Genomic DNA, 13,543 nt, shown 5'->3' with positions numbered 1-13,543 from the left:
GGCATGTGTGCGGGCGGGTCCTGTGCCGCATCGGCGGGCGGAGAACTGCCGTGCGAGCACTGAGACACCCTCACAGGCTGACGACGACCAGGGCGGTGTCGTCTGTGACGCCTTCGGCGGGGATCAGGTCGTTCATCACGGCATCGGCGAGCGCTTCGGGGGCGGTGAGTTCCTTGTGGCGGATCAGGGCGTCGGTGAGTTGGCCGAGTCCGGTGTCGATGTCCTGGTGGCGGCGTTCGATGAGGCCGTCGGTGTAGAGCAGGAGGGTGCCGCCGTCGGTGAAGGCGGTGGTGGCTTCCGGCCGCGGGCTGGACTCGAGGACGGCATCCAGCGGCGGATCGGTCGCCCGGTCCAACAACTCCACAGTGCCGTCGCCGCGAAGAAGGACCGGAGGGGGGTGGCCGGCGCTGGAGTAGGTGATGAGGTGGCGGCCGAAGTCGACGAAGGCGGTCACCGCCGTGGTCGACTCGGCGCCGGTGACGCAATGCGCGTACCGGCCGAGGACCTCGAGGGCCTGGGCGGGGCCGGTGGCGACCAGGGAGGTGGCGGACAGGGCGCTGCGGAGCCGACCCATGATGCCCGCGGCCTCCAGGCCGTGGCCGACGACATCGCCCACTGCCACGGCGATCTTGTCGCCGTCCTGGAGCTGGACCAGGTCGTACCAGTCGCCGCAGACATTGAGGGAGCCGACCGCGGGCCGGTAGCGGACGGCGTACCGGTGATGGCCGATCGGGGGCGGAACGGGGAGCATGGCGCGCTGCAGGGCGAGGGCGACCTCACGCTCACGGGCATGGGCGCGACGCAGGCGCTCGTTCACTTCGTGCAGCTGCCGCATCCGGCTGAAGAGCTCGGCCTCGAGCCGGCGTGAGCCGTCCGGCCGGCTGGTGGCGCGCAGGAGTTCAGTGACTTCCTCGACGCGGTGGATCACCAGGGTGATGTGGCCGTCGGGCGCGAAGAGGGGCGCGTTGACCGAGCTCCAGTACCGTTCCTCCCAATGGCCGGGGCGCTGCGCGGATTCCACGTCGTAGCGCTGCAGGTCCATGTCGATCTCGCGGTTGGCCAGGACCGCGCGCAGGGATGTCTCCAGGTGGCGGGCGCTGGAGGCTGCCGGGTCCTGCGGGCTGCCGGGGAAGGCGTCGAAGAGGTAGCGGCCCACCACCTGGTCGCGGCTGCGTCCGGCCTGGCGCAGCCACGCGAGGTTGGCGTCGGCGAAGACCAGATCGGGAGTCAGCAGAGCGACTGCGCCCGGCAGTGCCTGGAACACTGCCGCGTAGTCGATATTCATGGATGCAGGATATGGATAAATAGTGTGATTCACGCTTACCGGCATCCTCCTGACGGAGACCCGGGCCTTTCTCTGCCGGCGGCGACCCGATCAGGAAGCCAAGGCGCTGGTTACCGCAAGCCAAGGCCCTGGTGGACGGGGAGGTCCTCCGGCGCACCGCCCGCAACCGTCAGGTCAAGGGCCGGCTCGGTGAGTGGCCGGCAGCCGACGAGTGATCTCCACCGGGCCGTCCCTGGGCCCTCCCAGGCCGCTCGGCGATGACAGGTGACCCTGCCGACGGCAGTCGTGGCGAGCGCCCGCCCCAGGTCACCCGATTGGATCTGCGACACTGGTGGGGCTATGCCTAAGCCCGGAGAACTTACCTTTGTCGCGCCGCGCGGAGCCAAGAAGCCGCCGCGGCATCTCGCCGACCTCACGCCCGCCGAGCGCAAGGACGCGGTGGCCGAGATCGGTGAGAAGCCGTTCCGCGCCAAGCAGCTCTCGCAGCACTACTTCGCGCGGTACACGCACGAGCCCGAGCAGTGGACGGACATTCCGGCCGGCTCCCGGGACCGGCTGCGGGACGCGTTGTTCCCCGAGCTGATGACCGTCGTACGGCATCTGTCGACCGACGAGGGGACGACCCGCAAGACGCTGTGGCGGCTGTTCGACGGCACGCTCGTGGAGTCCGTGCTGATGCGCTACCCGGACCGGGTGACCATGTGCATCAGCTCACAGGCGGGGTGCGGGATGAACTGCCCGTTCTGCGCGACCGGTCAGGCGGGCCTGGACCGGAACCTGTCCGCCGCCGAGATCGTCCACCAGATCGTGGACGGGATGCGGGCGCTCAGGGACGGGGACGTGCCGGGCGGCCCGGCGCGGCTCTCCAACATCGTGTTCATGGGCATGGGCGAGCCCCTCGCCAACTACAAGCGCGTCGTCACCGCCATCCGCGCGCTGACCGACCCGGCCCCGGACGGCCTGGGCCTGTCTCAGCGCGGGATCACCGTGTCGACGGTCGGGCTCGTGCCGGCCATCCACCGGTTCGCCGACGAGGGCCTCAAGTGCCGGCTGGCGATCTCCCTGCACGCCCCCGACGACGAACTGCGCGACACCCTGGTCCCCGTGAACACCCGGTGGAAGGTGCGCGAGGTCCTCGACGCGGGGTTCGAGTACGTCGAGAAGAGCGGGCGGCGGCTGTCGATCGAGTACGCCCTCATCCGGGACATCAACGACCAGGCGTGGCGGGGCGACCGGCTGGGCCGCCTGCTCAAGGGCAAGCCCGTGCACGTCAACCTCATCCCGCTGAACCCGACACCGGGCTCGAAGTGGACCGCCTCCCGGCCCGAGGACGAGAAGGCGTTCGTCGAGGCGATCGCCGCGCACGGTGTGCCCGTCACCGTCCGGGACACCCGCGGGCAGGAGATCGACGGGGCGTGCGGTCAGCTCGCGGCGACCGAGCGGTAGGATCGGGACACATTTTCATATTCCGACAGGGGAGCGCCACAGCGCTGAGAGTGCGGCAATCGGGCCGCAGACCCTCTGAACCTCGCCCAGGTCATTCTGGGTAGGAAGTTCGGTCATCACTCAAGCTGTTGTGCCCTGCCCGGGTGGTTCCACCGGGTGGGGCCGCGTCTCTTCCTGGTCCACCCCAGGAGGAAAACACCAGTGCACACCAAGACCTTCTTGGCCGCGGCCGTCGGGCTCGGTCTCGTCACGCTGTCCGCGTGCGGGTCGTCCTCCGGCGATGCCGCGGACTCCAGGACCGTCACCCTGGTCAGCCACGACTCGTGGGCCGTCTCCAAGAACGTGCTCCAGGACTTCGAGAAGCGGTCCGGCTACAAGGTGCACGTCCTCAAGGACGGCGACGCCGGTCAGGCCGTCAACAAGGCCATCCTCACCAAGGACAACCCGCAGGGCGACGTCTTCTTCGGCGTCGACAACACCCTGCTGTCCAGGGCCCTCGACAACGGGCTCTTCCAGCCGTACGAGGCCAAGGGGCTGGACCGGGTCGGCGCCGGCTACCAGCTCGACGCCGCCAAGCACCGGGTCACGCCCGTCGACTACGGCGACATCTGCGTCAACTACGACAAGGCCTACTTCAGCGAGCACAGGCTGACCCCGCCCGCCTCCTACGCCGACCTCGTCAAGCCGCAGTACAAGAACCTCCTCGTCACGGAGAACGCGGCCACCTCCTCGCCGGGCCTGGGATTCCTGCTCGGCAGCGCCGCCCAGTACGGCGACGGCGGATGGCAGGGCTACTGGAAGAAGCTCAAGGACAACGGCGTCAAGGTCGTCGACGGCTGGGAGCAGGCCTACAACGAGGAGTTCTCCGGCTCGGCCGGCGGGAAGAAGGCCAAGGGCGACCGGCCGCTGGTCGTGTCGTACGCCTCCTCCCCGCCCGCCGAGGTCATCTACGGCGACCCGAAGCCGAGCACCGCGCCCACCGGCGTCGCGACCGGCACCTGCTTCCGGCAGATCGAGTTCGCCGGGCTGCTGAGCAACGCCGGGAACACCAAGGGCGGCAAGGCGCTCATCGACTTCCTGGTCTCCAAGGAGTTCCAGGAGGACATGCCGTTGAACATGTTCGTGTATCCGGTCCTCAAGGGGGCGGCCGTGCCCGCCGAGTTCACGAAGTACGGGCCCGCCGCCCAGGACCCCGAGACCATGGCGCCCGAGAAGATCGCCGCCAACCGTGACCAGTGGGTCAAGACGTGGACCTCACTCGTACTCAAGTAGCGGGCGGGCGCGGCAGCGCGGCGCGGCTCGGCCTGATGGCCGTGCCCGTCGCGTTCTTCGCCGTCTTCTTCGCCTGGCCGGTCGCGGCGATCGTCACGCGCGGGCTGAAGACCGACGGGGGGTGGCGGCTCGGGCGGATCTCCGACGTCGTCGGCCAGTCGGACATCCGGCACGTCCTGTGGTTCACCACCTGGCAGGCGCTCGCCTCCACCGGACTCACCCTGCTGGTGGCGCTGCCGGCCGCCTATGTCTTCGCCCGCCTGGACTTTCCGGGCAGACAGGTACTGCGGGCCGTGGTGACGGTGCCCTTCGTGCTGCCGACGGTGGTGGTCGGTACGGCGTTCCTGGCGCTGGTCGGCCGCGGCGGCCTGCTGGACGAGCTGTGGGGCGTACGACTGGACACCACTGTCTGGGCGATCCTGCTCGCGCACGTCTTCTTCAACTACGCGGTCGTCGTACGGACCGTGGGCGGACTGTGGGCGCAACTGGACCCGCGGCAGGAGGAGGCCGCGCGGATGCTGGGCGTCTCGCCGTTCGGCGCCTGGCGGAAGGTCACCCTGCCGGCGCTGGCGCCCGCCGTGGCCGCCGCCGCGCTGATGGTCTTCCTGTTCACCTTCACGTCCTTCGGTGTGGTGCAGATCCTCGGCGGACCGACCTTCTCCACCCTCGAAGTGGAGATCTACCGGCAGACCTCCGAGATCTTCGACCTCGCCACGGCCGCCGTCCTGACGATCGTGCAGTTCGTGGCGGTCGGCGCGATCCTCGCCGTGCACGCGTGGACGGTACGGCGGGGGGAGAGCGCGCTGCGGCTGGTGGACCCGTCGGTGACGGCGCGCCGGCCGCGTGGGGCCGGGCAGTGGGCGCTGCTCACGGGCGTCCTCGCGACCGTCGCCGTACTCCTCGTGCTGCCGCTGGCGGTGCTGGTGCGACGGTCGCTCGACGGGGGATTCGGCTACTACCGGGCGCTGGGCGACGCCGACGGGGGCACCTTCCTGGTCGCGCCCGTCCAGTCGGTGGTCAATTCCCTCGAGTACGCCGTCGCCGCGACCGCCGTCGCCGTGGTGATCGGCGGGCTGGCCGCCGCCGCGCTGGCCCGGCGGGACGCGGGGCGGCTGGTACGGGGCTTCGACGCGCTGCTGATGCTGCCGCTCGGGGTGTCCGCGGTGACGGTCGGCTTCGGGTTCCTGATCGCGCTCGACAGGCCGCCACTGGATCTGCGGCAGTCCTGGATCCTGGTGCCGCTCGCGCAGGCGCTGGTCGGGGTGCCGTTCGTCGTCCGCACCATGCTGCCCGTGCTGCGTGCCGTGGACGAACGGCTGCGGGAGGCGGCGGCCGTGCTCGGAGCCTCGCCGTGGCGGGTGTGGCGGGAGGTCGATCTGCCGATGGTGCGCCGGGCGCTGCTGGTCGCAGCGGGCTTCGCCTTCGCGGTGTCGCTCGGGGAGTTCGGGGCCACGGTGTTCATCGCCCGGCCGGACAACCCGACCCTGCCGGTGGCCGTGGCGCGGCTGCTGTCCCGCCCCGGCGATCTCAACTACGGCCAGGCGATGGCCCTTTCCACGATTCTGATGGTGGTGTGCGCGGTGGCGCTGCTGGTGTTGGAACGGCTGCGGACCGACCGGACGGGGGAGTTCTGATGCCGCTTCTCGAACTGGAGCGGGCCACCGTGCGGTTCGGCGGGCGGGCCGTGCTCGACGCCGTGGACCTCAAGGTCGCCGAGCACGAGGTGGTGTGTGTGCTCGGGCCGAGCGGGAGCGGCAAGTCGACGCTGCTGCGGGTGGTGGCGGGGCTGCAACCGCCCGATGCGGGCCGGGTGTTGCTCGACGGGCAGGACCAGGCGCGGGTACCGGCGCATCAGCGCGGGGTCGGGCTGATGTTCCAGGACCATCAGCTGTTCCCGCAGCGTGACGTGGGCGGGAACGTGGCCTTCGGGCTCCGGATGCGCGGTGCGGGCAAGGACCGGCAGGCCGAGCGGGTCGGTGAGCTGCTGGAGCTGGTCGGGCTGCCGGGGGCGGCCGGGCGGGCGGTGGCCGGGCTCTCCGGTGGTGAGCAGCAGCGGGTGGCGCTCGCCCGGGCACTGGCGCCCCGGCCCAGGCTGCTGATGCTCGACGAACCGCTGGGACAGCTCGACCGCTCGCTGCGGGAGCGGCTGGTGGTCGAACTGCGCGAGCTGTTCGGGCGGCTGGGTACGACCGTGCTCGCGGTCACGCACGATCAGGGCGAGGCCTTCGCGCTGGCCGACCGGGTGGTGGTGATGCGGGACGGACGGATCGCCCAGTCCGGCACCCCCCTCGATGTCTGGCAGCGGCCCGCCGACGCGTTCGTGGCGCGCTTCCTCGGCTTCGACAACGTGGTCCCGGCGACCGTCCAGGGGGCGGTCGCGGTGACGCCGTGGGGGAAGCTCCCGGTGCCCGGGAACGCGCCACAGGGGCCGCGCACCGTCCTGGTGCGGCCCGCGGGCGTGCGACTGGTGGCGGCCGGCGCGGGGCTGCCCTGCGCGGTGACCGCGCGCACCTTCCAGGGCACCCATGTCACCGTCCACCTCCAGCCCCAGGACGGCGGCCCGCGCCTGGCGGCGGCCTGCGCGCTGCGGGAGGCGCCGGCGGCCGGGGACACGGTGGGCGTCGAGTTCGACGCGGCGGAGACCGTCGTACTGGGCTGACGGCCTGGAGCACGGCCGAGGCCCGTCCCCCGGGGATGCGGGGACGGGCCTCGACGGTGTGCGAAGAGATGTAGTACCGCGGCTGGTGCGTCAGCTTCCGCTGTTCGCCCCACGACGGCGCATGCCGAACCACACGGCGCCGCCACCGACCACGACGAGCGCGCCCGCGACGCCGGCGATCAGGCCGGTGTTGGAGTTGGCACCGGTCTCGGCGAGGTTCGACTCACCGACCGCCGGGGACGGGGCGTTGTCCGACGCGCCCGCGGGGGCGGTGCTGCTGCTCTGCGAGGCCGACGGGGTCGGGGAGTCGGACTCGGCCGGGGTGGACGCGGACTCCGACGGAGCCGGCGTGGCCGAATCCGACGGGGAGGGGCTGGCGCTCTCGTCGGACTTGCACGCCGTCGACGGGGTCGTCAGGTTGGGCGTGATGTCCTTGTCGATCTGGATCTTGCCGCTGTCGACCTTGACGTGAACGCGGTACTCCGCGTTCGGCTTCCAGGCCTCGGAGAAGGTGACCGTGGTGCCCGCGCGGGACCCCTTGACGGTCTGGGCGGTGCCGACCTGGTTGGCGTCGGCGCCGTTGCTCTCCAGGAAGACCGTGATGGTGGCCGAAGTACCGGAGGCGTCGATGTCCTTGACGTTGATGACACCGTTGGTGCCGTCGCAGGTGGCCTCGGCGGAGAAATCGGAGATGTTGCACGCGAGCGCGGAACCGGAGACGCCCAGCGTCAGCGCGGCCGACGCGGCGGCGACACCCAGGATGCGCACGGAACGACGTGCACTGCGGCGGGATATGGACACGTTTGTCCTTACTGAGTGCATAACTGCGGGGGGCTTGAAGGGGAGTTGACGCAACGCGAGGTGAGGCATCAGCAACCCCGGGAGACTCACAGGTCTATAAGTGTGCCGTAAGTACTGTCAATGCATATGCGGTCCACAGGTGTTGACTTTGCCTGCTTATTAACTGCCGAGACGTTTCAGCGCCTCAGAAGCCTGCTCGATCCGGTCAACCAGGGTGATACGGGACGCCATCGGCCGCTCCCGGGCAAGCGAGGTCAACAGCTGCCAGGCGGGCAGCCGTTCGCTCCAGTGCGCCTCGTTCACGAGCACCATCGGGGTCGGCTCGCCCCGTGACCCGTAGTAGTTGGGTGTCGCGTTCTCGAAGATCTCCTGCACGGTCCCGGCGGCGCCCGGCAGGAACACCACGCCGGCGTTGGAGCGGGCCAGCAGGCCGTCCTCGCGGGTGGCGTTGGCGAAGTACTTGGCGATGTGCGCGGCGAAGGCGTTCGGCGGCTCGTGGCCGTAGAACCAGGTGGGGATGCCGACCGAGGCACCGCCGTCCGGCCAGCGCTCGCGGACCTCGAAGGCCGCCCGGGCCCAGTCGGTGACCGAGGGCCGGAACGACGGTGCCTTGGCGAGGATCCGCAGCGCCTCCTCCAGCATCCCGTCGTCGAAGGGCGCCGCGTACGCGCCCAGGTTCGCCGCCTCCATCGCTCCCGGACCGCCCCCGGTGGCCACCGTGTAACCGGCGCGCGCCAGCTCCCGGCCGAGCCGGGCGGCCCCGCCGTACTCCGCCGTGCCGCGCGCCATCGCGTGCCCGCCCATGACGCCCACCACCCGGGCGCCGTCGAGGAGTTCGTCGAGCGCGTCGGAGACCGCGTCGTCGTGGATCGAGCGGAGCATCGAGGCGAATATGTCGCCGTCCGCCTTGGTCCGCTGGAACCAGGCGTACGAACGGGCGTCCGGGGTCGCCTCGTAGCCCTCGCCGAGCGCGTCGAACAGTTCGCCGGGTGTGTAGACGAAGGCGCGGTACGGATCGAAGGGGAGGTCGGGGACGGGCGGGAACACCAGGGCGCCCGAGGCGCGGACCCGGGCGGCGGCCTCGGCCGACATCGGGCAGCCGAGGAAGACCGCGCCGGCGGTGTCGGTGGTGAGCAGGGCGTCCGTACGGTCCGTCAGGTCGACGGTCTGGACGCGGTACTGGGCGAGCGTGGCGTGCGCGGCGACGACCTCGTCGAACTCGGCGAGGGACTCGATCTCACGGTCGTGGGCGGCACGGTGGGGCTGCGGCTGGGCGGGTGTCTGATGCACCCGCCCACCCTAGGCGTCAGCCCTGCACGGCCGCCGGGTCCATCCACACGACCTCCCAGCTGTGACCGTCGAGGTCGTCGAAGGAACGGCCGTACATGAAGCCCTGGTCCTGGACGTCGTCGTTCGCCGTGCCGCCCGCCGCGACCGCCTTCTCCACCAGTTCGTCGACCTTCCCGCGGCTCTCCGCGCTCAGACAGATCAGCACCTCGCTGGTCTTGGCCGAGTCGGCGATCTCCTTCTTGGTGAAGTCGGCGTAGCGCTGCTTGCTCAGGAACATCGCGATGATCGTGTCGCTGATCACGACACAGGCGCAGTTGTCGTCGCTGAACTGCGGGTTGATCGAGTAGCCGAGCTCCGTGAAGAACTTCCGCGACGCGGGGACGTCGGCGGTGGCCAGGTTCACGAAGATCATCTGCTGGTACATGGGGGTCTCTCCCTCGGATGTCGTGCGGTTCGGGGGGACAGACCGAAGGCGGGTGCGAAAGTCATCGGCGGGTTCGGATTTTGCTGCCGCGGTTCGTCCGTACGACGTCTCAGCGCGTGAGGGGCAGCGCGGCGAGGTCGGCGACCAGCAGGGTCGGCGGGGCGAAGAAGGCCAGCAGGGCGCCGGTGCGCAGGGCCGCGGCGCTGCGCAGCGCGGTGGCCGGGGCGCCGAGGCGGAGCAGGGCCGCGGTGGTGTCGGCGCGGGACTGGCGGGCCTCCACGGCCGCGGTCAGCAGGGTGGCCAGCGCACAGCCGGCGACCACGACACCGCCGAGGGTGGTGAGCGGGCCGAGGGCGTCGCCGTCGTCGTAGAGCGTGAGGGCCGCGAAGCCCGCGGACGCCACCGCGCAGACGACGCCGAGCGGGCGGCCGATCCGGGTGGCCTCCGCCATCAGGCCCCGGCCGGCCAGCAGGCGGAGGGCGCCGGGACGGAGGGTCTGCAGCAGGCGGCCGCAGAGGTGGGTGAGGCCGGGGGCGGCGAGGACCAGGCCCAGGGCGGTGAGCGACCAGCCGGCGAGGACGCCGACGGGGCTCACGGCCAGGCCGCCGGGGAGGGTGGTGCGAGGGGTGGCGCCGGCGTAGGACTCCACGGCGAGGCCCGCGGCGAGTACGGCGATGCCCCAGGGCAGGCCGCTGGGCGACTTGCCGAGCGCCGTCGGCTCCGGTGCGGCCGCGGGGGGCGGGGCTTCCCCCGCCGGCGACTGCCGGGTGCCGTCCCCGGCGGGGGCGTCCGCGGCCGGCGCCGCCGTGCCGGTGGCGCGGCCTGCCGTGGACGGTGCCGCGGGGCGCGGCACGGCGGTGAAGAGGCGGGCCCCGAAGCGTCCGTACACACCCGCCCGGCCCGCCGGCCCCGGCAGGTCCCTCGGGCGCAGGGTCACCGCCACCGCCGCGGAGGCGAGCACCGGGAGCACGGCCAGGAGGGTCAGGGCCGCCGGGACGGGCAGGGACCTGTTCGCCGCCAGGAAGTCCTTCGCCGCGCCGTCGAAGGGCATGCCCGTGAGGTCTCCGCGCAGGTGCAGGAAGACCAGGAGGGCCAGCAGCGAGCCCAGGGTGCAGGCCAGGGCCGTGTTCAGGGCGGCGACGGCCATCAGGCGGCCCGGGCCCAGTCCCAGGGCGGACAGGCCCGGGCGCGGCCTGGTGCCGGGGTCGGTGCGGGCGACCGCGACCGCGAGGTACACCGTGGCGGCGAGCGGGATCGCGCACCACGACAGGCGCAGCAGCGCGGCCGTGGAGTGGGTCGGGTGGACCATCGCGTAGCCGAGGGCGGACAGCAGCAGGAAGCCCGTACCGCCGGCCGCCGCGGCCACCAGGAGTCGGCGCAGGTGGACGGCCGGACGGGCGGCGCGGCTCAGACGGAGAGCGAGCACTCGGCCCGGCCTTCCGTCTCGGGGACCGGCGGCAGGTGGAGGGTGTTCACCCGGCGCCCGTCCAGGAGCGCGACGGTGCGGTCGGCGAGCGCCGCCGTCTCGGCGTCGTGCGTGGCGAGGACGACCGTGATGCCGTGCGAGCGGGCCGCCGTGGTGAGGGTGCGCAGCACGTGGGCGCGGTCGGCGCGGTGCAGCGGCGCGGTCGGTTCGTCCGCGAAGAGGATCGTGGGGGAGGGGGCGAGCGCGCGGGCGACGCAGACGCGCTGGCGCTCGGACTGCTGGAGCTCCGCCGGGTGGCGACGGGCCCGGTCTCCGACGTCGAGGCGCTCCAGCCACTCCAGTGCGGCCACCTTGGCCCGGCGGCGGCCGGTGCCCCGCAGCATCAGCGGCAGGGCGGTGTTCTCCCAGACGTTCAGCTCGGGGACCAGCGCGGGGGCCGGGTCGATCCAGCCGAAGCGGTCGCGGCGGAGCCGCTCGCGGGTGAGCGGGCCCATCCGGTGTACGGCCATGCTGTTGAACCAGACCTCGCCGTGCTGCGCCGGGACCAGACCGGACAGGCACCTCAGCAGCGTGGTCTTGCCACTGCCGCGCGGGCCGCTGACGGCGAGGATCTCGCCCTCCCGCACACCGAGCGAGACACCGGTGACACCGGGCGAGCCGTCCTGGTGGCGGAAGTGCAGGGAGCGTGCCCACAGCACGTCGTTGTCCGGCGGGGCCTCCATGGGCGTACACCTCGGTTCTGATCCGTTTCCGCGCGTCCGATCCCCCGTCCGGGGGAACGAAGGCTGGGCCGATCGGTCACGTGCACGCTAGGCAGGTCGGGGGCCGAGCCCGGACAGCACACGGCCCCGGGCCTCCGTTCTCACTCGAACGGACGGCACCGGGGCCGGATCGGACCGCCGATCCGATGATCAGAGCTTCGTCCACGCCTCCGTCAGCGTGGCGCGCAGGATCTGCTCGATCTCGTCGAAGGTCTCCTGGTTGGAGATCAGCGGCGGGGCGAGCTGGACGACCGGGTCGCCGCGGTCGTCGGCACGGCAGTACAGGCCGTTCTCGAACAGCGCCTTGGAGAGGAAGCCGTACAGGACGCGCTCGGTCTCCTCGTCGTTGAAGGACTCCTTGGTGTTCTTGTCCTTCACCAGCTCGATGCCGTAGAAGAAGCCGTTGCCGCGGACGTCGCCGACGATCGGCAGGTCGTGCAGCTTCTGCAGGGTGGACAGGAACGCGCCCTCGTTGTCGAGCACGTGCTGGTTGATGTTCTCGCGCTCGAACAGGTCGAGGTTGGCGAGACCCACCGCCGCGGAGACCGGGTGGCCGCCGAAGGTGTAGCCGTGCAGGAAGGTGTTGTCGCCCTTGTAGAACGGCTCGGCGATCCTGTCGGAGACGATGCAGGCGCCGATCGGGGAGTAGCCCGAGGTCATGCCCTTGGCGCAGGTGATCATGTCCGGGACGTAGCCGAACTTGTCGCAGGCGAACATCGTGCCCAGCCGGCCGAAGGCGCAGATGACCTCGTCGGAGACGAGCAGCACGTCGTACTTGTCGCAGATCTCGCGGACCCGCTGGAAGTAGCCGGGCGGGGGCGGGAAGCAGCCGCCGGCGTTCTGCACGGGCTCCAGGAAGACCGCGGCGACGGTGTCCGCGCCCTCGAAGAGGATCTCCTGCTCGATCTGGTCGGCGGCCCAGCGGCCGAAGGCCTCCGGGTCGTCGCCGAAGAGCGGGGCGCGGTAGATGTTGGTGTTCGGGACCTTGTGCGCGCCGGGGACCAGCGGCTCGAAGGGGGCCTTCAGGCCCGGCAGGCCGGTGATGGACAGGGCGCCCTGCGGGGTGCCGTGGTAGGCGACCGCGCGGGAGATGACCTTGTACTTGGTCGGCTTGCCCTGCAGCTTGAAGTACTGCTTGGCGAGCTTCCAGGCGGTCTCCACGGCCTCGCCGCCGCCCGTGGTGAAGAAGACCTTGTTCAGGTCGCCGGGGGCGTAGTCGGCCAGCCGCTCCGCGAGCTCGACGGCCTTCGGGTGGGCGTACGACCACACCGGGAAGAACGCCAGTTCCTGGGCCTGCTTGAAGGCGGTCTCGGCGAGTTCCGTGCGGCCGTGACCGGCCTGGACCACGAACAGGCCCGCGAGACCGTCGAGGTAGCGCTTGCCCTTGTCGTCGTAGATGTAGGTGCCCTCACCCCGGACGATGGTCGGGACGGGCGAGTTCTCGTACGAGGACATGCGGGTGAAGTGCATCCACAGGTGGTCGTACGCGGTGCGGCTGAGGTCCTTCTGGGTCACGGTTATCGGGTTCCCCACATGTAGGTCTGCTTCTTCAGCTTCAGGTAGACGAAGCTCTCGGTGGAGCGCACGCCGGGCAGCGCCCGGATGCGTTTGTTGATGACGTCCAGCAGGTGGTCGTCGTCCTCGCAGACGATCTCCGCGAGGATGTCGAACGAGCCCGCGGTCATCACCACGTACTCGACTTCCGACATGGCCGTCAGCGCGTCCGCGATCGACTCGACATCGCCCTCGACGTTGACGCCGACCATCGCCTGCCTGCGGAAGCCCACGGTGAGCGGGTCCGTCACGGCGACGATCTGCATCACGCCCTGGTCCAGCAGCTTCTGGACGCGCTGGCGCACGGCCGCCTCCGACAGGCCGACGGCCTTGCCGATCGCGGCGTACGGCCGGCGGCCGTCCTCCTGGAGCTGCTGGATGATGGCGAGGGAAACGGCGTCCAACTGCGGGGTGCCGTTCCTGGACTCGCGGGAGGAGTCCCTCTGGTCTGCGCTTCGACTGGCCACGACCTCACTGTGCACGACGTCTCGACGGTTCCGCAAGGCCGTAGCGATGAAATTCGTTGTTTGTGGTGGCTGGTATTGCGGATTTCGCAGAAGGGATGCCAGTGGGGGTGTTGAAAACGTGGGATCTCGGATTACTGTGGTGTCTCAGTCAATGGACA

Annotated in this window: 12 protein-coding genes; 4 read left to right on the top strand and 8 right to left on the bottom strand. The window is 71.1% G+C overall.

The window, feature by feature from the left end; translation table 11 throughout:
* Positions 1 to 70: 70 nt before the first annotated feature.
* The gene (locus ACZ4O3_RS23845; RefSeq protein WP_362715586.1) at positions 71 to 1,285 is read right to left on the bottom strand and encodes a PP2C family protein-serine/threonine phosphatase; all 1,215 of its coding nucleotides are present in this window, start codon (positions 1,283 to 1,285) and stop codon (positions 71 to 73) included.
* Between the two features lie 339 nt (positions 1,286 to 1,624).
* Here ACZ4O3_RS23845 and rlmN point away from each other — a divergent pair, with 339 nt between their 5' ends.
* The 4 genes from rlmN to ACZ4O3_RS23825 all read left to right on the top strand — a co-directional run bounded on the left by rlmN (position 1,625) and on the right by ACZ4O3_RS23825 (position 6,662).
* Complete coding sequence (gene rlmN, locus ACZ4O3_RS23840; protein ID WP_384995391.1) at positions 1,625 to 2,731, top strand: dual-specificity RNA methyltransferase RlmN; 1,107 nt, start codon at positions 1,625 to 1,627, stop codon at positions 2,729 to 2,731.
* Positions 2,732 to 2,932: 201 nt separating this feature from the next.
* Positions 2,933 to 4,003, top strand: a complete 1,071-nt coding sequence (locus tag ACZ4O3_RS23835) for a thiamine ABC transporter substrate-binding protein (protein ID WP_362715592.1) — start codon at positions 2,933 to 2,935, stop codon at positions 4,001 to 4,003.
* Between the two features lie 35 nt (positions 4,004 to 4,038).
* A complete protein-coding gene (locus tag ACZ4O3_RS23830) occupies positions 4,039 to 5,637 on the top strand; it encodes an ABC transporter permease (protein ID WP_467724137.1) in 1,599 nt (532 codons plus the stop codon).
* The gene (locus tag ACZ4O3_RS23825) at positions 5,637 to 6,662 is read left to right on the top strand and encodes an ABC transporter ATP-binding protein (RefSeq protein WP_467724135.1); all 1,026 of its coding nucleotides are present in this window, start codon (positions 5,637 to 5,639) and stop codon (positions 6,660 to 6,662) included. Before ACZ4O3_RS23830 ends, ACZ4O3_RS23825 begins: the two co-directional genes overlap by 1 nt.
* Positions 6,663 to 6,752: 90 nt before the next feature.
* On the opposite strand, the gene ACZ4O3_RS23820 is transcribed toward ACZ4O3_RS23825, so the two are convergent.
* The 7 genes from ACZ4O3_RS23820 to ACZ4O3_RS23790 all read right to left on the bottom strand — a co-directional run bounded on the left by ACZ4O3_RS23820 (position 6,753) and on the right by ACZ4O3_RS23790 (position 13,400).
* Complete coding sequence (locus tag ACZ4O3_RS23820; protein ID WP_467724134.1) at positions 6,753 to 7,484, bottom strand: LAETG motif-containing sortase-dependent surface protein; 732 nt, start codon at positions 7,482 to 7,484, stop codon at positions 6,753 to 6,755.
* Positions 7,485 to 7,622: 138 nt separating this feature from the next.
* On the bottom strand, positions 7,623 to 8,753 hold the full coding sequence (locus ACZ4O3_RS23815) for an LOG family protein (protein WP_467724132.1): 1,131 nt from the start codon (positions 8,751 to 8,753) through the stop codon (positions 7,623 to 7,625).
* A gap of 16 nt (positions 8,754 to 8,769) precedes the next feature.
* Entirely contained in the window at positions 8,770 to 9,177 is a 408-nt protein-coding gene (locus ACZ4O3_RS23810) for a VOC family protein (protein WP_467724130.1), read from the bottom strand.
* Between the two features lie 109 nt (positions 9,178 to 9,286).
* Complete coding sequence (locus ACZ4O3_RS23805) at positions 9,287 to 10,603, bottom strand: hypothetical protein (protein WP_467724128.1); 1,317 nt, start codon at positions 10,601 to 10,603, stop codon at positions 9,287 to 9,289.
* Positions 10,585 to 11,325: an ABC transporter ATP-binding protein gene (locus tag ACZ4O3_RS23800; protein WP_384995408.1), complete on the bottom strand. Its 741-nt coding sequence runs from the start codon at positions 11,323 to 11,325 to the stop codon at positions 10,585 to 10,587. The genes ACZ4O3_RS23805 and ACZ4O3_RS23800 overlap by 19 nt, the downstream gene beginning before the upstream one ends.
* 189 nt (positions 11,326 to 11,514) lie before the next feature.
* Positions 11,515 to 12,897 (bottom strand): aspartate aminotransferase family protein, encoded by a 1,383-nt coding sequence (locus tag ACZ4O3_RS23795; RefSeq protein WP_362728234.1) that lies wholly within the window; start codon positions 12,895 to 12,897, stop codon positions 11,515 to 11,517.
* On the bottom strand, positions 12,882 to 13,400 hold the full coding sequence (locus tag ACZ4O3_RS23790; protein ID WP_089098474.1) for an Lrp/AsnC family transcriptional regulator: 519 nt from the start codon (positions 13,398 to 13,400) through the stop codon (positions 12,882 to 12,884). The genes ACZ4O3_RS23795 and ACZ4O3_RS23790 overlap by 16 nt, the downstream gene beginning before the upstream one ends.
* Positions 13,401 to 13,543 lie beyond the last annotated feature (143 nt).

Source organism: Streptomyces sp. NPDC026515, from assembly GCF_055567595.1.
This window is presented reverse-complemented; position numbering and strand designations above follow the sequence as displayed.